At 62.0% G+C, this 21,104-nt stretch carries 12 protein-coding genes; 1 reads left to right on the top strand and 11 read right to left on the bottom strand.

Annotated elements, in window-relative coordinates:
* Positions 1–577: 577 nt before the first annotated feature.
* Together E3T22_RS12720 and E3T22_RS12715 are read right to left on the bottom strand one after the other, a co-directional pair.
* Complete coding sequence (locus E3T22_RS12720; protein ID WP_088458227.1) at positions 578–1,378, bottom strand: CPBP family intramembrane glutamic endopeptidase; 801 nt, start codon at positions 1,376–1,378, stop codon at positions 578–580.
* 846 nt (positions 1,379–2,224) lie between these two features.
* The gene (locus tag E3T22_RS12715; RefSeq protein WP_134480678.1) at positions 2,225–3,070 is read right to left on the bottom strand and encodes a hypothetical protein; all 846 of its coding nucleotides are present in this window, start codon (positions 3,068–3,070) and stop codon (positions 2,225–2,227) included.
* Between the two features lie 706 nt (positions 3,071–3,776).
* On the opposite strand from E3T22_RS12715, the gene E3T22_RS12710 reads away from it, so the two are divergent.
* On the top strand, positions 3,777–4,046 hold the full coding sequence (locus tag E3T22_RS12710) for a hypothetical protein (RefSeq protein WP_134480677.1): 270 nt from the start codon (positions 3,777–3,779) through the stop codon (positions 4,044–4,046).
* Between the two features lie 28 nt (positions 4,047–4,074).
* On the opposite strand, the gene E3T22_RS12705 is transcribed toward E3T22_RS12710, so the two are convergent.
* The 9 genes from E3T22_RS12705 to E3T22_RS12660 form a co-directional block, all read right to left on the bottom strand.
* Positions 4,075–4,707 carry a hypothetical protein gene (locus E3T22_RS12705; RefSeq protein ID WP_134480676.1) on the bottom strand — a complete coding sequence of 211 codons (633 nt, stop codon included), beginning with the start codon at positions 4,705–4,707 and terminating at the stop codon, positions 4,075–4,077.
* A gap of 15 nt (positions 4,708–4,722) precedes the next feature.
* Positions 4,723–11,511 (bottom strand): PA14 domain-containing protein, encoded by a 6,789-nt coding sequence (locus E3T22_RS12700; RefSeq protein WP_134480675.1) that lies wholly within the window; start codon positions 11,509–11,511, stop codon positions 4,723–4,725.
* A gap of 570 nt (positions 11,512–12,081) precedes the next feature.
* Positions 12,082–13,179, bottom strand: coding sequence for a hypothetical protein (locus E3T22_RS12695; RefSeq protein ID WP_088458222.1), 1,098 nt, complete (start codon positions 13,177–13,179; stop codon positions 12,082–12,084).
* A 315-nt stretch (positions 13,180–13,494) separates the two neighbouring features.
* Positions 13,495–14,415 carry a nucleotidyl transferase AbiEii/AbiGii toxin family protein gene (locus E3T22_RS12690; RefSeq protein ID WP_088458221.1) on the bottom strand — a complete coding sequence of 307 codons (921 nt, stop codon included), beginning with the start codon at positions 14,413–14,415 and terminating at the stop codon, positions 13,495–13,497.
* Entirely contained in the window at positions 14,405–15,517 is a 1,113-nt protein-coding gene (locus E3T22_RS12685; protein WP_166789012.1) for a type IV toxin-antitoxin system AbiEi family antitoxin domain-containing protein, read from the bottom strand. The genes E3T22_RS12690 and E3T22_RS12685 overlap by 11 nt, the downstream gene beginning before the upstream one ends.
* 134 nt (positions 15,518–15,651) lie before the next feature.
* The gene (locus E3T22_RS12680; RefSeq protein WP_088458219.1) at positions 15,652–16,080 is read right to left on the bottom strand and encodes a DUF4913 domain-containing protein; all 429 of its coding nucleotides are present in this window, start codon (positions 16,078–16,080) and stop codon (positions 15,652–15,654) included.
* The gene (locus E3T22_RS12675) at positions 16,077–17,879 is read right to left on the bottom strand and encodes a type IV secretory system conjugative DNA transfer family protein (protein ID WP_240632535.1); all 1,803 of its coding nucleotides are present in this window, start codon (positions 17,877–17,879) and stop codon (positions 16,077–16,079) included. Before E3T22_RS12675 ends, E3T22_RS12680 begins: the two co-directional genes overlap by 4 nt.
* Entirely contained in the window at positions 17,876–19,459 is a 1,584-nt protein-coding gene (locus E3T22_RS19250) for an ATP/GTP-binding protein (protein WP_240632534.1), read from the bottom strand. The genes E3T22_RS12675 and E3T22_RS19250 overlap by 4 nt, the downstream gene beginning before the upstream one ends.
* A 140-nt stretch (positions 19,460–19,599) precedes the next feature.
* Positions 19,600–21,102, bottom strand: coding sequence for an SCO6880 family protein (locus tag E3T22_RS12660; protein WP_198414958.1), 1,503 nt, complete (start codon positions 21,100–21,102; stop codon positions 19,600–19,602).
* Positions 21,103–21,104 lie beyond the last annotated feature (2 nt).

Genomic DNA, 21,104 nt, shown 5'->3' with positions numbered 1-21,104 from the left:
CGGATTCGGTCGGTGACGTCGGTGAGTTTGAGTTCTCCCAGCAGGTCGAGCAGGGCAGACTGGTCTAGAGCCATCGTGTGGTGTCCTTTGTGAGTTCTTTGATCGGTACTCACTGACCATCCCACGGTGGCTCTTTACGTTGACGAAGCAACGCACAAGAGCCGGAAACCACACCGCTCACAGGGACGTAACCCCTAGCTCAACTCAAGTAGCCAGCAAAGCCAGCGTGATTGTGTCTGGTTGAACCAAGCCATTCCGTCACATTTTCGGTTTTCCGACGGTGCTGAGCCCGAATTGAATCGGGAGTGACTGCAGGAACTCGTCAAAGCGGCCAACTCGCCAAACGGATTGCATGTCGTTGCCGAGGACCCCGCCACAGCAGTGAGGACTGATATTCGCGGAGACTCGACAGGAGCCCTTTGACAGGTTGGCTCACCGCCACCGGCACGCTGTCCTCCTCACCGCTTGTACGTGAAGGAGGCTGAAGAGCGCCCAGGTTTCCCTCACGCCGGGAATAGTATCTGTCGAGTTTCAGAGAGGGGAGGGGGTGGCGCGTGCGTGCTGGACAGAATCGCGATCACAGGACGGTAGACCTCTGCTCGCGCCCCACACTCCACGTCCACATGGCAATCACACAGGTGGCCGTCCCGATGAAGACGAACAGGCCGGTGTCGCCCGCGAGGTACTCGTTGACGACGACGGGCTGGTCAGTAGTGATGAAGTAGGTCCCGATGACGGCGAAAGTCACGTTGTGGGCGAAGTGGGCGAGAACCGATGGCCACAGGCTGTTGGATCTGGCGCGCAGTTCACCGAACAGGAAGGCGAACGCGAGCACGCTTGCACCGAACAGTGGGAGCACCAGCGCTTGGTTGCCGGCCGAGTGGTAATAGGGCGTCAACAGAATATAGGGAAGGTGCCATGCGACCCAGACCAGGCCGACGATGAGCATCGATACTCGTCGGCCCATAAATGCGAGGCGTGGTTGAAGATAGCCACGCCAGCCGATCTCCTCGGCGAACGCCAGGATTGGACCGGTTATGCACAGCACGAGGACGGATTGAATCCAGTCGTCCGATGGCGCCCGCCAGTTCGCGATGCCCGAGGTCACCACAGCGACCATGGCCAACACGGAAATTCCTGCGGAGGCCCCGACGGCCCGTACCCAGCTCCGTAGCCCGAGGTGATTCATCCCCAGCCGCGCCCAGCCCGCCCGGCTGTATCCGTCACGGGTCGCGACGAGCATCATTACCAATACCGTGAGTAGTGGCGAGATCGCGAGCACGAGGCCCTCGGCGATGTTCGCGGTCACAAGCGACGCGCCGAGTACCAGCACGCTGAACGTCAGCGCAGCACGCTGGTCTGACAAATTTCTGAACATGCGGATCCTCGATCTTTTTGGGGGACGAGTGACAGCATGCGGTTCGGGATGATCCCACCGCGTCCGACGTCGGGCGGACTTCCCTTTCCCTGGCTCCGACTAGGGGACTACTCCGTCGCGTGTGCGCCATCCGCAGGCGACTCTTCTCGGAGGTGGCAGTGCGGATGCGTCTTGGACTTGGGGTAGTGGACACCAGCCGAACCTCGTCGTGATCAAGGATGTAGTCACCTCATCGGCAGTAACAGCATCTATGGGCGTTCCCAAACGCCAGGGCGACACTCGAATTTTAGCGCTCGACGAAGTCGTCAAAAGTCCGTGTGCTGAAGCGGTGCTGTGGTCGACTTATCGGTCAAAGCCGCGGCTTCAGTCCAACTTCTGATGGAGTCCAAATCTGCATTCAATGCAAAGATGTCGACTACTTGTTGACATAATCATTATTATCGGCGACATAAAACTGCTGATCAGAAGGAGTGCCCTGCAGAAACCGGCCGAGCGCAGCAATGTATTGCCGTACGCCCATTTTCGAAAGTGGCGATGCCGCCCGCGTGCTCAAAAAGTTTCTGGTGCTGGCCGAGCAACCAGTGGCCTGCGTCCGTCAAGGGAGGTTCGGTTGACGTCAACAGCCTGTGTCGCTTCGCTTGCAAACTTCAAGACCATGAAGGTTAGCCCTTCGGTTGCTCACAGGCCTTGCCATCATGTTGCGAGAATTTGCGCCTGTAGTTGTCCTTACCAGAGGAAACACAAAAGGTCATCGGAGGTGCGGGTGCCGGCCCCGTTTCTAGGTCGTTGGCAGCACGCTACCGACCAACGCCTGGCCTAAGGAGGCTCGTCATCGACGACGAGCCTCTAGCTCGAGAGGACGTCCAAAAGACCGACGAGGCCCGGCCGCCACGCACCCGACACCCAGAATGGAGTTGTGCCCAGAAGGTTGCGTGAGACTCCAGTGATATCGGCCGCCGCGACCTCCTCTGCTTGGCCGATCACGACCGCCTCGTGGATCGAGTTGAACTCCACCACGGCGCGTCGGGCGACGTCAGTATTTAGGGCACGTTCACGACCTCTGGGAGCGTGGCGACTCGCGAGCAAGGTGCCCAAACGACCAGACGTCTCAATCGGATCGCACGTGCCAGACGCGATCGCGTGGACTATCTCGAAGACGGCGAGGTCGCCAATGGAGAGCTGAGACGGCGATCGACTGAAATCCCAATTGGCTCGGGCCGTTCCCCAGAACGCCTTCTCGTCATGCACGTCGGTGAGCCTCCGTGTGGGCGAATAGTATTCGTGCTCGCGGATCGGTGTCGGCCACTGATCGATTGCCGAATCGAGCCGCTCCGCGACCCACCGCCCCGCGGAGCTCAGACGCCGCAGGCTCTCAGAGTCAAAGGAGGGCTGGTTGGCGATGAGCTGCGCAGAATCTGGCCACAGTTCATGAACGTTATCGAAGTCATCATTGAAAATGATCCATCTAACTTCGGCAGCGAGGTGCGAGGGGCATGATTGCCACCCGTTGATCCTGAATTCTTTGGGTGAATTCACGATGTCAATCCACATCATGTAGGCGTGCACGTACTCGTACGGCGAAAGCGAAAGGACGGGGCCTCCCTCCGTGAGGGGCACCCCTCCCCCTTCCGCCGGAAAGGGGGTGATGAACGCTGACTGGCCATCGACATTCGGGTTGAATGCAAGTTCCACGGGAGCGCTCAAATGCTCAGTCCTTACCAAGTCGGGATTAATCGTGGTACACGTGAAGGCCGCTAGGTTTGCCTTTCGCGCCGAATACTGAGTACGGCCGACCTTTATATACCTTGACCGTTCGATAATTCCTTGCGCCGTTTCGAGAAAATGCTTGGGCTTGCCGTCCGGCTCTTGTGACTCTACCGCCTCCTGCCCATGCTCTTCCTGCTACTTTTGTCGCGTCGAGAGAGGCACGAATTCCAGGGCGAGCTGCGGTGCCAGGCATCCGACCGGCTGCAAATCTGTTCGCCGAACTCACCACACCCATAACCTCCCTCGATTTCGAGATGCGGGCGCCGATTGCCAAGCCCTTGTATGCCTTATATCCAAGATAGGCGGCACGGGCTAGCCTGATAGATCCGCCAATGGCAGTCCCTATGCCTGGCACAAACATGATCGCGATAGAGGCGACGTCGACTGCTACTCCGACCGCTATCCAATCGATTTAATTTCCGTCGAGGTCGAACGCATTCACGGGGTCGTTCGGATACCCGTAGTCGTTATCTACTCCTCCCTCGACCGGATCTACCTCCAAGAAACGGCCTAGCGCTGCAACGTACTGCCTAGCATTGCCCACGGATGCTGGCACGTGGGGGACAACTCAAGAGGGGGGCTGACGGAGTTCAGAATTGCTAGTCGCTCAGACGGTGGCAACAGTCATCTGGTGCTGTGCACACGGGCTTTTCCGGCGCGCCATTTCCCGCACATTGACGACGGGTACAAGGTGGAGCACCCGGAGGCTGACGCGTACGACTTCGCGCGGCAGTGGATCGGCGGATTCAAGGGTCAGTACGATGACAGCGACTACGAAGCGGACGTTGCTGCTGTGAACATCGCCTGGCTGCTAGCGAACGGAGGCCAGGCCACTGTCGCAGGCGCCTTCCGGTCGCCGATGGACCGGCCTGAGCCTGGCTTGAACAGCTTTATCGTTTGAATGACTTGGTGGGCCGGTTCCTACACAACTAAGCGCCTTCGAACTCCTGCCATGGCCTTGAACGGTCCAAAACGATTCCGCCGGCATTGGTGGGTATAAGAACGACTTCATACCCAACAGAGTCGAGTAGACGACACAGGTCGTCGAACTCAACGAACGCTCCCCCCTCGACTCTCAGCTTGACGTTTGTATCGAGTCCCTCGCTCAGAAATGGCCACGCTTCCTTTGACGAGGGCAGCTTCATGATCGCGCGAAACGCGTCCCCGAGGGACGCTGCGGAGTTTACCCGGCCGTACCGAAATACCTCATCGGCACCCATGCCAGCTCCTTGACGAACCTCGAACAACCTGTGCAGCACACGGTTTTCAATCGCAGGCGGCGCAAGTTGAACCTCGAACTCTCGAAGAAACCGGCCTATGTCCGTTGCGTTCCTCTGGATAACGACGACCTCGGTACAGAGGCCGTGGGGGAGCTTGGCGTACTCAGGGTAGAACGTTACTTCAATAGCCAGTGCTGGTTCGTTGGATGCCGGTGATATGTCCTTCAGGTGAAAGAACCTTACGTAACTCCCCTCAGCTGTGCCCCCGGTGCAATATCCGACCGCATCGCCGCCGAGTAGTCTGCCAACAACATCAACATGCCCTTCAGTATTCGGTCCCATTTCAGTTGATCCGATCTATTTAATCCATACGTGAAAGTTGTGGGATATGCCCTTGCGGCCAAAGTTTACCTTTGGGACACCAGCCTTGGACTTGCCGATACCTCGGTACCAATTGCCATTCCTTCCGAACGTCATGGCTTGACCACTACTGGCGCGGTCCTGCTTCACCACTTTTCCGACCCACCTTCGGGAGGCCAATGTTGCTGCTCTTAGCGAGGCGGTCGTTGACCCCTTCCCAATTGCTGGCTGTCGCACGTAGCGTGACGCTCCGCGAACAATTCTTACCGCTTTCACTACATCGACGGTGAACTTCGTGGCTCGCACAGCCAGCGACGCGACTTTCAGTGCTGCCGAGATGAGGGCTCCGCCGGGAACGAACATGAGCGCAATCATCGCGATGTCAGCGACGAGCCACCAGTCGACCTTGAACTTGCCGCTGAGGTCGAACTCGTTGACAGGGTCGCTGGGGTACCCGTAGTCGTTTTCGACGCCGCCCTCGACCGGGTCAACTTCCAGGAACCGGCCCAGCGCAGGAACATACTGTCTGGCCCCCATTTCGATGGTGGCGATGCCGCCAGCGTGTTCGAAGAGCTTCTGGTGCTGGCCGAGCCACCCGTAGTCTGCGTCCGTCGCCGTCTGCGTGTTCGGGCCCGAGTCGTCCGCCGTGATCGTGCCGATGTCCCCCGTCGCCCGGTCTATCGTCTGTCCGAACGGGTCGTACAAGGCAATCGATGCGGCGCGGAGGCCGTTGCCGTCGGCCGTGACGACCGTGTCGCCGTGCACGTTCGGGTACGACCAGGTCTCGGCTCCCGTGGCGGGGAGCGACACGGTCACACCGCCCGGAAGCGAGAGCGTCCGTTCCACGACCGTGCTCGCGCTGTCGAGCAGAAGGTCGGGGCTGTCGCCATCCCCGCTGAAGGAGTACCGCACCGTCGACGCGGGACCCCCGGGCGGCGTCTGGGTGCGGGCGACGATCCGATCAGTCGCGTCCCGCGTGTACTTCACCAATGTGTCGTCCGTGAGCTTCGTCGTCAGGTGGCGATCGGCGACGTCGTAGGCGAGCGATTCGATACCCAGCGTGGTTGTGTTGCCATGCGCGTCGTATGCAAGTTCCGTAGCCGGGAGTCCGTCGGCAACGGAATTCGCACCCGCCACGGGGTTCGTGACCTGGGAGGAAAGCAACCGGTCGGCCTGGTCGTAACAGGAGACCGTGGTCGTCGTCGCACCCGCGGTCTTCGCGTCCGTAAGGGACGTGCGATTGCCGTTCAACCCAGCGTTGGCTATCGAGCCCGTCGCGCAACCGGCGACCGCGCCGAACCCATAGCTTTGTGTGTGGCCGGGGATGACCGCACGGATCAGGCGCCCGGCCGCGTCGTAGGAGTACGTCGACACGTCGATCGTTGCACCGGAGGTCAGCGTGTTGCGCAGGATCCGGCCCGACTGGGATCGCACCACGTCATCCGCCACGGACGCACCCGACACGAATGACCAGTTCAGGCCCGTCGTCGCGCCGACCGCGTTGCGGGTGATCGCCGACAGTGACGACCCGTTACCCGCGGCCTCAGGGTAGGTCACGGACGCGAGATTGCCCTTGGTCACATCGTTCGCGGTGCTGTAAACAGGGTCGGCAATCACGACGCCGTTGTGGAGGACTTTCTCGACGTTCCCGTCCGCGTCGTACTCAAAGGACTGCGTGCTCGTGGTCGTGCCGGACGTGGTCGACGTCGATGTCACCCGCCCGGCCAGGTCGTGGACACCGGTCGTGACCGTGCCCCACACGTCGGTGTATCCGATTGCACGGCCGAGGAGGTCCGTTGTTGTGGTGATCCGGGACTCGTTTGTCGAACCTTCCACGGACCCGTCTTTCACCCACGTAACGAGTGGGTTCCCGCCGGACGCGAAGTCGGAGGTCACCGTGCGGGCCAAGGCCGTGTCATTTGCCGCGAGGATTCGTGTCACGGCGCGTCCGCGGACGTCGAAGGTGGTGCAGGACCATCCCGTATCACCGCTGGACTTGCTGCCGACTATGCGTCCAAGCAGGTCGTAGACGACGCTGCCAACGATCGCGGCACCCCCTGCCGGGGCGGCCCCGGTCGTTGACCGCAGGAAACCGGATTGTGTTGTCGAGGCGGGCACCCCGCAGACGCTGCCGCCGTAGACGTCTTGCAGGGTCTCCTTGGCCCCGTAGTAGGCAGATGTCGTGCCGGCCGTCGACGCGCTCGCCCCGGAGGCAACCCCCGCCGGGAGCATCCGGGAGGTGCGGCGCAGGTACCCGGACCCGGGTGCTTCGTAGGCGGTGACAGTGCGCAGGTTCAACCCGGATGGGTCGACGATGGACGTCGTTGCCGCGCCGAGCCAGGGGGTGGCATATTCGGTTGCGGTACTCATGCTTGGCACCTGCACGTCGGTCAAACCAGCAACACCGACAGGCGCGGAGTCATCGACAGTGGAGCCGGTAGCCAACCCGTAATCAGGCGTGAGTGCTGAGCCGGGGACGGGCTGCTTGGTGCCGCCGGGTGGTGTCCAGTTCAGCACGAGAGTTGAGGGGCCAGTTTGGTTCATATACTGCACGCGAATGCGAGACTGTTGTCCGGCGGTGACGGTAACAGGCCCGTTGGGTGACCAGCGGGCGGCTCCGCCGCCCCAGGCGTCGGCTACGAGGACATCGTCGATCCATACTTGGGCGCCGTCGTCAGCGTAGGTCGCCATTGAGTAGGTGCCTGCGGCGGGGAAGGTGATAAGGCCGGTGAGACGAGCCGACCAGTAGGTCGCGTTCACGCCCGCTGTCGGCGATGCTGCATTCCAGTCCCGGTTTACCCTTCCGTCGGCAACGCCGATGCCAAGCCCATAGGCGACGGGCACCCCGGCAAGACGCTCGTTATTGTAGTACACCGCGTTGAGGCCCTTCAGGCCTTGGTCGTAGCTGGTGCTCGAGTGAGCGGGCACGATCGGGCAGGACGACAGGGGCCTACGGTCGGCCCCGAAGCAGGCAATCGGGGCAGGACCATACGTGTCGGTGAGGCGGTCCTGCTGGTTGTAGATGCTCGTCGACTTCAGTCCTTGCGCGGTTGTCGAGGACAGGGCCATGTCCTTCTCGTTCCACTCGCCTGAGCCGGTCAGTCCGCTCGCGCTGGACGAGGTGAGCTGCCGGTAGGCGCTGTCGAAGGTGACAGTCTTCGCGTGCCCGTTCGCCGGCGCGGCTTTGGGCACGGTGAGGCCTGCTATGTCTACGAAGCTGGTGCCGGCGCCGTAGGTGAAGGTTTCCATCGGTCGCGCAGACACTGTCACCCCGTCCGGGGCGGGGGACGTCACGGAGGCGGCGCGACCCTTCGAGTCGTAGTCGATCGTCGTCGATACTGGCCCGGATCCGTTGCGGGTGGCATCGGCGGCGAGCCAATCGTTCGCGAGGGAGTCGCGGACCTGGCTGAGTTTGCCTTGTACGTACGCGAAGTCGGTGATCTCTGATCCGGGGTCCTGGATGCGCACCAGATAGCCGGAGGCGTCGTAGAAGAGCTCAGTTGTGTCTGTCGCACCCGCGACATGCCCAGGGTAGATGATTCGGCAAACCATTCCCGGTGGTGCAGCGGTATACCCGGCGGGGACCCGACAGGCGGCGCCGCCGGGTCTCGCGTCTGAAGCGGAGAGCCCGACGCTGGTGGCCGTCTGGTCCGGGTAGGCGAAGCGCACCTCACGTGCGTAGGTTTGCGGGCTGGTCGCCGGGCTCGTCGCTGACAAGGGGTCAGAGATCCGGTCGATCTGGCCAGTATTCGGTCGATACGTGCTAACCGGGGCTGCGGGCTTCAGCGCATCTGTCGGGTTCGACGTCGATTCAACCCGGCCAGCGGCATTGAACACATAACTACTACCGTCCTCTTCAGAGAGAGTGACCAGTCCCGCAGCGTCCAGGGACAGCACCCCGTACTCGCCGACCGGGGACGAGTATCCACCCGCGGACTTCTTCGTGTAGGTGTGCGTGGTGCCTGTCGAGTCTGTAAGCACGACCGATCCCTCGGTCACCTGCGCGCTCGAATAGTCGCCGGCGTCTCCGGCCAAAGCTGTGGACGATGACCAACCCTGCGGGAGAGTCTCGGTAGACCGAGTGAACCATGACGGCGGAACCACGAACTCCTCGCCGGTCGGGGTGCGCGCGAGGAGCTTCATATGGGCCCCGCTGGTGACCTCGTAATAGTCCACCGAAATGGGTGTCGGAGACACGCCCATTGCTGCCGCAGTACCCCATGCGGCCGTGTTGCTCGCTCCGGATGTCCACCGGTCGAGAGTCTTCGTGCCGTTGACCGTCACGCGGGCGCCGTCGTCGGCGATGGCTCCGAAGGTGTAATTGCCTGCCGTCGGGACCGTGATGAAACCAGTCCACTGGGCCATGAACTTGTCCACCGGCAGCGCTGGCCCGGGAGACTGAACTCCCCAATCGAAGGAGATGCTACTGTCGGTGCGCACTAAGACTGGTGTGCGACCGGTGAAGTCCCAGTTCTGCGCCTGCCCGCCCGTGGGGGTCGCGTCATAGTACTTTCCGGTCAGGCCCGTCGAGCGGGTTTTCAATGAGTTGTAGCTGAACGAGAGCCCCATCGGCCCGCCGATCGTGTCCACAGTGGGAGACGAGAACCGCACACCGACGTTGCCGTTGGCTAGGTTCACCGTCGTTGGACCTGCACTCTCCGTTGGGGCCGGACCGGAGTCACCGATTCTCTGGTTCACGATCAATTTGTTCACCCATGCGGCTGCCGGCTTGTCATAGCCGTCGTCAGTGAGGACCACCCAGGTGTATGCGCCGCCATCTTGCAGAACCCCGTCGGGGACCTGCCAGGTTGTGCCGGTCTGCCAGTTCGACGAAACGACCGCACCGGTCGTGCCATCTGTGCCTGTCGCGAGCCGGAATTGGTATTTCACTGGGTCAGCATCGATATCTGTCACACCTGATGCCGTCAAAGTCGGCGTCAGAGATGTAATGACCTGCCCGTTACTTGGCGTGGCTGTGCCTTGCGGCGGGGTTGCGGCCGGTGTGTTTGTCAGGATCGAGAATGGACCTGCGGACCGCACGGTGGACGTTCCCAGGTGGCCGTCGTAGCCGTCCCAAATTGAGACCTTCCAGTAATACCTCTTCCCAGGCAGCAGCGAGTTCACTGGAACGGTGTAGCTGGGCCCGACGCCCTGCGCTCCGCTGTCAAGAACCGTCGACACCTCCGGATTCGGATTCTCACTGAACTTGAACCGGTAATTCACGCCGCCGCCGCCCGGGTCCGAGCCGGTCATCGTCAGTGTTGGCGTGACACTGCTGCGCCCGCCATTCGTCGGTGTCGGCGCAAGAGTCCCGGTAACCTGCGGAAAATCCTTCCAATCGATCAAAAGCTCTGTAGCCAAAGTTTTATAGGAATAGGCGGGCACCTCGTCCCCGCGAAGGACGAGGTAGTTGCCGCTGGATTGATCGCGCACCCACTGCGCGACCCGGTTCGCCAGCCCCGACTCGGCAGCGTACCCGTCAAAGGCGATCCCCCAAGAACTGAGAGGCTCGCCTACTCCGTTGTAGTTGAACGCGGTCGCGTGATGCACGGAACCCCAGAAGCCTTCCTGTGTGCCTCCGCCGTCGTACCGTCCGTACAACGCCGCCCCGAGGACCTGCTTTCCGAACAGCTGCTCGTAGTTGTAGTGCAGCACCGTTCGCCAATATCGGTCGGTGTTGTTCTCCCTGGTGTTCCCGATCCGGATGACACCGTTCAGGTTTGACCCATCTGATTTGTACGCGTGCACATCGTTCTGCACAATATTTGTCGTCGGGTCGACGGAGACTGGATACTCCCGGTCCGGGTCGGCCAACCACTCTCGGTCTGGTTGCAATGTGAACGCCCAGTCCGAGCCCCGCTTCACCAGGGTCGAGTCCACGACCTTCTCGGCCGGCTCCCGCACGTTCTTCACCCCGGATGAGTCCCACATTAATGGGGTCGGTATCACCAGCTTCACAGCCCCGGCCGCATCCAGGAACAGGATCTCGCCCGCTTCCGTCTTCTCGAGCTCCAGCCCCGGCGCCGAAATTAGCCAGGTCCACGAGTCCTCCGATGCCACCGGCAGGTCCTGCAACACAAGGGTCTCCTTAACCCCATCCGCATTGACCTCATATGCCAGGTCCACTCCTTCGAACACGTTTGGATACAAAACTTCATTCAGCGGCAACCGTTTTTGCGAGGACGCCTGAAGTTCCAACGAGCTGTCCGCCGCGTCCTCCAAAGTGAATCCGACCTCGTATTTGCCGGAACTGACCGTGAGAGCATCCGTTTCACTCGCCGTGTCCGCGAACTGCGGATCCAGAGGGTGATTCTCCACCTCGGCGACGCCCTCGTTGACTGGACCGACAGTCGTCTCGACTGGGGTCCACTTCCCATCTTCGGCTTTCACGTTCAGTGGAACCGGCGACAGCCGAGTCGTCTTCGACCCGTCCTCGTTGAGATACACCTGCTGGAACTCGCCACGCGAGACGACCTCGGAGGTGTCCTCGTCAAATCGGGACACATCAACGGGCTCGTCAAGCTCGGCCACCGGAGCAGGTGCCACTTCCGCTTTCATCGGCTCCGTCACCGCCGCTTCAAATCCCGACTCCTTCGTCGGGTCCGTTGTCGCCACGTCCTCCAAGGCAGGCGAAACCAATGGGGCCAGCACGGCCGGATCCAGACTTTGCGCCTGAGAGGCCTCCGCCTCGGCCGGTTCAACGGGTTGAAGAAACCCGCCGACCAAAGCCAGAGCCAGGACAATCCCCAATTGCAAACGAAAAGCAGACTGCATCGGCTTCAGCACGAAGTCCCCCAAAACACGGCGGGGCGACTACACGACGACCTCCGCACAGGAAACTCACGCAAACCTGCTAGGTGAAAGTTATAGGACCCTTGAATGGGGGTCTGCCCCCAGTTCGGGGGGTCGCGGAGTATGGCACAGAAGACGTCGCAGCGTTGCCGTGCGTGGGCGAGGAAGCTTGGGCGTGGCGTTGACCCTAGCAATGATTTGCTCGGGATCTCCTCGGCGCCCGACCTTGGCGATTTTGCTCCCGGTGGAGGCCCAGTTCACGTTCGCCGGGTCGTCGTAAACAGAGACACCTCCGCCGATGACACCGGGCGCCAGCGAGGCGAGCTATCCCGTAAACGTAGTGGAACCTGCGCCCCGAGACGGTGCGAGCAGCCCCGCTCGATCGAGCCCTTGAGAATAGGTCCAACATTGCTGGGGTGCGTGCCGACGAGATCACCCAGTTCAGTGCTGCCTATGCGTCCTCGACGAGCTGCGTATGAATCAGCAATTGACTCGCGACAATTACGGTTGTGGTGGAGTCGGTGGCCAAGCGCACGGTTGCTCCGGTCAGCGCAATGGCACCGATTAAGCGAGTGCCAATAGCGTGGCTAACTTTCGCTTGAGCCAGTTTGCAGATGGTTCGTCCGCAAGGCTCAAGAGCAGCGTGTCACGACGAGCGGAATCCGTGGCCTGCTGGTCAACTAGCCGTTTGTGCGCTGAGGCGGCGGCCAAACCGTTGACACTCCTGTTGAGCAGCCACTGGCCTTGCTGCTTGCGAGGAAAGAGCAGGACAAAGAGGCAACCCCCGCCAATCAAAAGGCTTCCAAACCCAGCCCAGAGCCCATGGTTGACGAACATCACGTTTACGATGAGCCCCGCGATGATGAGGTAGACGCCCAGTGCCGGAGCCCATGTCATGAATTGGGACTTCGTCGTATCGGTATATGTAGCGACAAGGATCAACCAACCGAACGAGAGAACAACCAGACTGGCTGCGAAACCCAATATCAACACGATGATGAAAATATCCAAAGATTTTTCGGTTCTCAGCGACACCGCAACACCTGCTGCTGTCAGTGCGATCGCGATCGCACTGGTCAGTATGGCAACCCACCACGGCCGCAACGAACGCTCTCCTAGAGTGCTCATCCGCTCCTTTCGGAGGAGCATTGCGGCGTCCAGTTCTGTGAGCTGTTCATCGTCGCTAAAAGCGACGTAACGCCCTATAAAAAGAGCGAGGAAGCCAATTAAGACCGTCGCTGGGATCAGCGCGAGAAACAAGGCCCAGTGAGGCGACGTGGCTGCGTAGATCCCGACGTATACCGCAATCAGAACGCCTGCCGTTCCCAGCAAAAGACCGGTCCCCCCGAGAACTCGTCGAAGCCTGTCCGCCTCGACGGCGTCAGAGTGGCCGTTGCCAGCCAGAGCGGCAGCGAGAAAACCGAGTAGCGCGGCGATGATTACCGGAATTATCCACCCGAGATGCTCGGCAAGAGTCTTGCCGCCCTGAACGAGCGTGACCAAGGCGTTCTGCTGATCAAGATTCAATTTAATCAGCACCGGCAAGCCGAGCCCAATCACCATGAGCGTTACGGCGGGCGCGATGGCAAACAGCGCGGTTTGCCGGTAGCTAAGCGGCTCAACCAAAAACCTTTTCGCTGGAGCGGATTGTTGGTTGGTCATTCGCCAATCAAAGCAGACCAAGCGTCAGGCCGGTGTTGCCGAGGCCTCAAGATCACGAATCAGGCGGAGCTCAGATCATGGTTATCTGTTTGATACGTCGGACATTCGCTGGCACCGCAGGACAATACCGATGGCCCCCGAAGGCAATACCCCGCGGCCCCCAATCCCGCGAATACTCACCCAAGCACCACAGACGCGCTCGTCGGGCGGATACTGTCTCACTAGGTCGAAATTTCCCAGCACGTTGCTGGGGAATTATCGCCAGCCTGAGGTGGTGGACGTTTGGGCACGATTCCAGACGACAGGTCCCGATCGCTATGTGCGGGCGACCCACTCCTGTTGGGTGGGATCCCAGCACCCTTCTTCAATCTCGCCACTAAGAGCAGGACGCAGTATCCTATTGACCAGCTCAATTGCATCGTCTGGATTGAGGAGATCGCTGAGGACTGCCACGTTCTTTGCTCCGTTGGGATACGGGTCAGTCATCGATCGGGGCACCGCGAGCGTCATGAATGCGGGCAAATGCCGGTGAGCCGATTCTGTGAAGACGCTGCTGCGGAGTTGACGGGCATCGATCCGCACTGTTCGGGCGAGGATGGCCAAGTCAATGAGGTCTTTCGATCGGGTCGAGGGAAGGCCCCCATAGATCGACATCGTGGCGCAGGCTTTATCCGCGATCTGGTCCTCAACGGCGATCGCTTGATAGGCATAGACAGTACCGAGGCGGGGCAGGTCGAGCCGGAACGCTGGGACGATCTTCTCCAGCGGCGCTGTCGGCGTGCGCTTGTGGATGGCCAGGTCGACCTTGATCGGGTTCCGGGTGCCTACACCTCGGACGGTGACGCTGTACGTGACCTCAGCAGCCTGCAGACCCGGCTGGTTGGGCCCGCCCGTATCGCGGTGATGAAGATATCGGAACTCGAGATGATCGCCTAGATCAACACCGGCGGACGCCGTGAGCTGGGTGATGGCCTCATCGATGCTCATCGCTGCTGTTTCGAGGTCGACGTCGGTTGTTCTCCGGGCTCCGGGCAGACGCGCGAGCATGCTCGTTCCGCCTTTCAGTGCGAACGGGCAATCGTCCACGGAGAAAACCCGGCAGAGAAAGCGGTCGAAGATGGCCAGATCCTGGAGGCTCTGGATCGAGGTCCCCAGTCCAGCGTGGTGCGCGGAGCGTGCCTTCTCTTTGAGAGCGGCGAGCATCGCCCGTCCGTCTGGGTAGGGGTCAGTTGCCATCGATCTGTTCCTCTGCACTGGACGGTGCCCCGTCAGCGTGTGCCTCTGTAGCACCCGGACGCTTGGGTGCGCTGACGCTAGATGTAGGCACCGCGGGTATCGTGATTGTTGGGTTCACAGCCCCACGGAACGTCCTGGCGGGAACTGAGATTTTGGGCATTGTGATACCAGACATCTGGGCCGCGATGCCCTTGGAAATCTGCTCCATCTGTTCGCGATGGTGTTCCAGAAATGGGGACAGAACGACGTCCGCGATTTCGGAAGCGAGGCGGCTCTGCGCTTGGATCATCGGTGCGATCATCTGTTCGAGCTGTTCACTGAACTGAGTGCTCCCTTGCAGGTTGAACTGAAGTCTCTCAGCGATGACCCTGAGCTGTTCCGCTACTTCCCGCGTGATGACCTGCTCGAGGGCGGCACCGACAGCAGGGCGCTGAATGAGCGCACGAGCTGCGGCGACATCGTCGATGCCGGCACTCCGGCGTATTTGTTCGAGAAGCGCTGTGCCGTCCCGTCGAGGATGCCCGTACTTTGTCGCGTACGGCGCCAGGAGGAGACTCAGATGATACAGGTCGACGGCGCGCTCTCCTCGGGTTGCGTCGGCCAGAACATCCCCAACCAGGGAGAGATCCCCCACCTCATCGACAAGATCAGCGACGGTGCGCTCAATGCTCGTCACCGGGAGGCCCTCGATTACGACGACGTCTCGCGGTTCCAGCTGGCGCCGTGAGTATGCGATGTCTGGTCGTTGGGTCTGGCGACGCTCGTTGGTGATCATCCGATACGGGGCTGGCTCGATATCGCCAGCCTCATGCACCGAGGCCGCAGCCGCACCGCCGATCACAACGTGCGGGTTCTCGAGCCGTTCCCAGGCCAGCAGTTCCGGAACAGTCGACATCCAGGCGGCATGGAGATCATCCAGCGGCGCCACCGGAACGCCGCCGAGCCGGTACACGCCGTGAGCGAGACGCTCCAGACGTCCATCCCGCTCCCGATGCGAGAGATTAGCTCGACTAACCCCGCGAGCCCTCGCCTGCGCGGCCGTGAACAGACCCCACTGGCCCGAGGCCAGTTCCTCCAAGATCGGCTCAACAATCACGCTCATACTTGAAAAGTATACATTATCTACACTTTCAAAGCGCGTCGGGTGTCTGGGCGGTCGCCGAGAGCTTTGCGTGGTAGCCGGAACCATCGGATATGGCCCACGCATCTCGATCGTGATCACAAAGAGTATTTTGTTCAGACTCGTACGTCGGGGAACATGCCAGCCGGCGGCGGCGCGTAGGGCAACGGCTCCCCCGGTTTGTTCTGATCTTCTGAGTCTGCGAAGGGCCCGTCAGCGCTCATCAGAATTGGCATGTGGTGGTCCAGGTGGTCGCGCCACCAGGTGCTCGATCCGGTGGCCCCGTCGAGCCGCAAATGTTCCCAAGAACGCCACAGCGCCTCGAGGCGGGCGATGGCTTCGGGTGACCTCCACCATTCCGCTGCCCAGCGCCTTGAGGCACGGTTTGACGGGCCCACCACCCGCCGGTAGGTCTGGCTCAGCTGTTCGCGCACGAACTCGTCGACGGACCCGAAGACCAGGGTGGGCGCCGGGGCTTCTTCCCCCGACTTGTCGTCGGAGACGGCATCGAGGTCGTCGTCCAGGTCGTCGAATGCGCCGCTCATCCTGGGTACCCAAATCTCTTATCGTCTCGATGCGGATATGCCGACGTCTCCGACGCCGGCAGAGGCGACGTGCTGCTAGGGTCATGGGCGGCAATCGAGGCCCGTACAGCTTCGGCTTGCTTGCCTGCCATCCACGGCACAGTGGCCACCAATGTGGCCGGGGCACCGGACGCAAAGACGACGGCGCGGCCGCGAGGCAGCGAGGTGAGCTCTGAGACCTCGAAGGTGTGCTCTCGGCGGTGGGCTAGCGACGTCGACCGCTGTCCCTTGCCCACTGACACGGACGATGTTCGGAGGGTGAAATCACCGATGAGCTGGGATAGTTCACCGAGGAATTCCGTTTCGGCTACGCCGCCGCCGTAGACCTTGATGTTTGAGGCTGACCAGAGCTTGCGCATTCCCTCGCGGCCCCAGACTTCGACGCCTTGTGACCAGGACTGCAGGATCGTCATGAGGACGATGCCGCGTGAACCGTAGTGCGAGTACAGGTCAGGCAAGTTGCGCCAGCGGCAGACGTTCGCGGCCTCATCGAGAACACCGAGCATCGGAACAACCAGGCGACCGCCGGGCTGGGTCGTGGCCAGCTCCTCAGCGGCCTCAACCGTGATCGCGGTCAACGCTGTCACAAGCGGGCCGGCACTGCCTTGACCTTCCTTGGAGAGACTGTAGAGAGTGTCTTGGCTGCGCACGAACGCGTCGGGGTCAAACTGCGGCCGCCGATCCGCTTGGGCGTTGCCGCCCAGCGGCGTCACCCAGCGGGCAATGCCGCTGATCTTCAAGCAGTCGACCATTTGCGCCGCGGTGCCGTACACGCTGTCGCGTCGTTTCGGCTCGCCATTCACTTCGCCGGCCACGGCGTCGGCCATGCCGTCGTATCCGTGATCTTCCAGGATCCGCACCGGTTCCTGATCGCCCGGCTTAGTCGTCCAAGTGAACACCTGAGTGATTGGCTTCTGGCCAAGGGCCGCGGCCAGGAGAAAACCCGCGAGAAGGTTCTCGCCGGCCCGGTTGAAGTACGACGAGTTTTCACTACCGCCGCCGCTCATCGTCGACGACGAAAAATGCGCGGCCATCTTCGCGGCACGCACATCGTCGGTCACATACGAGAGTGGGTTCCACCACCAGCGGGGTTCCTCACGGGCGATGGCTTGCGGGTCAAACGCCCACACCTTCGACCCGTTGGCCGATCGCACATCACGAGTCGCATCGAGGACGTCGCGCTTGTTCGACGTCGTGAGGACCGCACCAGGTGCGCTCAGAATCGCCGGGATCGCTCGGCTGGTCGACTTACCCGTACGAGGCCCCCAGATATCTACGTGCATGTCCTCAGGAGAGCCATAAAGCCACTGACGTCCCGCCACAGTGACTCCGATGGGAACACCTAACCAGTCCGTCACTCCGAGCCGCTGCGCCGTGGCGCGCGCGCCCTTCGTTGTGAGCGCCGCCAGGTCTTTCCCTCGACCCATGTAGCGAGCTGCGCTGTCGACTCGGCTGCGCTTGGACCGCCCCCGGTTCACCTGGACGGCCACGAGGATCACCAGGACCAACACGACCACAGCTGCGATGACAACGATCCACGTCGCGGCCAGGGGCCACGCGTACGTCCCTTTGAGCGTGCCGAAGACAATCTCGAAAGGATCGCTCGGAAGATCCGGGTTCACCCCGGCGATTTTCGACCCGAAAACCATCGCGCCCCAAATGCCGCCGACGAGCACGACGGCCAGGCCGATGAACACCCAAATGAGAACGCCGTCGCTGCCTCCGGCGTTCTGCTTGCGACGATCCGTTGCCTGGCTCACACCGTCACCTCGCGATCGACAACGCCTGTCCGAGACACGTCGTGCCAAAGCTGGTTGGTGTCGTTGGAGTGCAACTCTGCCTGCGTCAGTTCCACATTCAGAGGGATGCCGGGTCGGCCACCGACCTTGATCAGGAACTTGCCGCGCCCGGGCGGGTCGGTTTCCTTCCCGCTCACCGGATCCCACGCGGGCGGATCCTGCCAGCCCTGCAGCATGCTCTGCTCGGCCGCGCTCATGGTGATCGCGCTGTTGAGCAACGGCATTTCTGAGGCCGGGAGGCCGCCGCAAATGACCATCCCGGAACGCTCGACAAAGCCCTTGGCTTTCATCCGGTCTTCTTCATTACTCAGTGACATGAGGTCGCTCATGGTGTGAGAAATCATGGCCATGCCCACGCCCCGCGCCCGGTTCAGCCGCGTCAGAGCGTCCACCCGGTCGACCATGCCACGGCCGGCGCGCAGCGCCCGCCACAGCTCGTCGAGGATGACGAAGTAGTGTCGGCGCGGTTCTAGCTCGGCGTCGGCCAGGGCCGTCGCCACGTTGACCGTGCCGAAGCCCGCCGACCAGCACGCCAGCAGCACTGCGGCCTGCAGGTCCATCTCCGAGTCATCGATGCTTGACACGTCATAGACCACCGGGCGGTCACGCTTCATCCGTACAGTGGTCTGCTGGGAGAACAATTCACCCAAGCGACCGCCGGAGACGAGGCCTATGAGGGACGCTTCCAGGTTCTCCGTAATTTCCTGATAGCGGCCCATATCGCCACGGTCCAGGGCTACGGAACGTAGTTCAACAGGTGCCTTCCGGATCAGTTCGAGAAGATCGCTGAGGACCGGAATCCCGTCGTGATGCGCGTCCAGGTATTTGAGCGCCGCGTCGATAATCGTCTCTTCACGGTCAGTCGGCGGCTCTCGGCGCATGATCGTAAGCAGAGCGGACACCATCGTGAGGCGACGCCCGTGGGCGTCCTGCAGAACCTGTGTCGCAAGGCGCTCATTGCGCGTGATGTTCTCGGCGTGGACGGGCATCGAACCGACGAGCTGCGCGGAGCGCTCTCGGATCACCTGTGCAGCAATCTTGTCGTCGGGTACATCGGCGGCGCGGAGCTGGGCTAGCTCGGCTTCCTCTTCTGCGATCGCTTTGCGTTCGCGGTTGGCGGCATCGCGGAGCAGCTGCGCGGCCTCGCCGGCTTCGCCGGGATCCAGAATATTCAGGTACCCGCGGCCGCGGCCGAGGGTAATGACCTGCCCCTTCATCTCCTTGACGAGGTCCACGTAGTCGGGCTTCAAATCCCCGAGGATGAGGGGCTGCACGCCATAGCCGGCCAGCCCCGTCGCCATCCGGCGGATGAGCGTGGACTTGCCTAGGCCGGGCTTGCCGAGCACGAAGGCCGAAGGGTTTGAAATCAGGTTGGCACGCTGGAACCAGCTAATTGGATCACAGCAGACGGTGCCGCGATTGATCAGGTGCCGGCCGAGCGGCACACCGATCATCGGGGCACCCGTGCCTACGCCGAACGGCCAGAGGCCGCAGACCTGAACGGTGGTTCCGCGCCACTCAGGTGCGGGAGAAATCACCATCGTTTCGCCCCCTCCGCGTCCCGGCCACCCGCGAGCGGGCGGGCGGCGCGTGATGGGCTTGGCAGCCGCGGTCGCTGCGGCCTTTGCAGCCGCGCGGCCTGCTCCACTGAGGGGCGACGCGGGCTTTGTGAACCAGCTCATTAGATGTTCCCGCGCAGTTCGGCAGGCAGTTTCAGGTGCTTCGGCAGGACCAAGCCCAGCGGCAATGCGGCCGCGAACGCGGAATCCTGGCCGCCGGTGACGACGCGCAACCGGAGCCGCGCCGTCGACGACATGTTGTCCATCGCAGCGCGGGCGTCCGCGAGACGCTCAACGTCCATGACGGTCGCCGTGGCGAGCATGCCGAAGTTGACCAGTCCAGCGCCAGATGCCTCTTCCGCAGCGGTCGCCAGGGCTGCGCGGGTTCCCACGACTGCCCGGGCGGAGGGCCGATCGTTGGCTGACTCATTGAAGCTTGCCGCCCGCACGTCCGCCTGCACGATCGCAGCGGCCCGGCCGGCGTCGATGGGCCGGTAGAGCCAGGTGACTCGCTTGCGGGCAATGTCACGGTGAGGGGCGAGGAACCTGGTCAAGATGTTGGCCTGAACAATGCCGCGCGGAGCCTCCGTCATCTGCCACGTCACCGACACGGCACTGTCGTGCCGGTAGGAGTCCCAGTTGGACTGGTGACCGGACGGGCCAACATCGGGCCAACGCAGACCGGTGCTTTCGCCGTCCGCGTGTGCGTCGTCGATCAGCGTGGCCACTTCGGGGTCGTACGCAATTCGGATGACCTCGCAGAGTTCCTGCGCCGAGAGAGGGCGAGCTGCACCGGCCCCGGTGGCTGAGAGTCCCTGTGTGAGCCCGGGCAGGCGTGCTGCAAGCTCGCGCGCCATCTCATCGGCGTCACGACGTCGACCGTTCGCACGAGCGGCGGCACTGAACGTCACCGACACATACGCCCGAACGGACGCTGAACCGGACGGATACGTGGCCACAACCTCGTTGAGCATCGCCCGGGCGTACGCAGGTGCTTCCGGATCGATGTTGGTGGTGACCTCGCCGCGCAGCCTCGTGCCGGTGTCGGGAGCTGTCTCAATCGTCACCGCAGCGGCAACGATGCCAGCCTCGTCTCCGAGGTTGGCGAGCCAGTGTCCCCAGTCGGCCACCCAGCCGTCGACCTGTTCTTGATCGACGAGGGCGGCGCCGTCAGGCTCCGTCCCGATGATTACCGTGTAGTCGCCCGACGACGGAACGGACAGAAGGGCAAAGGGACGCTGGTAGGAGTCCAGGTGTTCGCTCAACCGCGATTGGGCCGCGAGTCCGGGGAGCTGGTTCGTACCCCATTTTGTGCGCCCCAGCGGGCCAGAACGGTACACGTTGGCTCCCGAGTTTCGGGCGCGCATGAAATTGAAGCGGTTGGTAGCCCGGACAATCACGCTCTGGCCGTGCTTGTCCTTGACTGCCACCGTGGACAGTGCGGCGACCATGACGAGAAAAACGCCGATCGCGTTCGTCAGGGTCGACGCCATCACGGTCATAATCGTGGCGATGAGCCCCAGGAGCAGCACACCCGTGCTGATCGATCCGAGGCCCAGTAGGCCCGGCGACGTTGGCTGACGCCAGTTACCGTACGTGCGGATAGTCGAGTTAGACAATGTGATCC

It is taken from the genome of Cryobacterium sp. TMB3-10 (assembly GCF_004402305.1).
Classification (GTDB): domain Bacteria; phylum Actinomycetota; class Actinomycetes; order Actinomycetales; family Microbacteriaceae; genus Cryobacterium; species Cryobacterium zongtaii.
The sequence above is the reverse complement of the archived record's forward strand: the minus strand, read 5'-3'. Positions and strand labels throughout refer to the sequence as shown.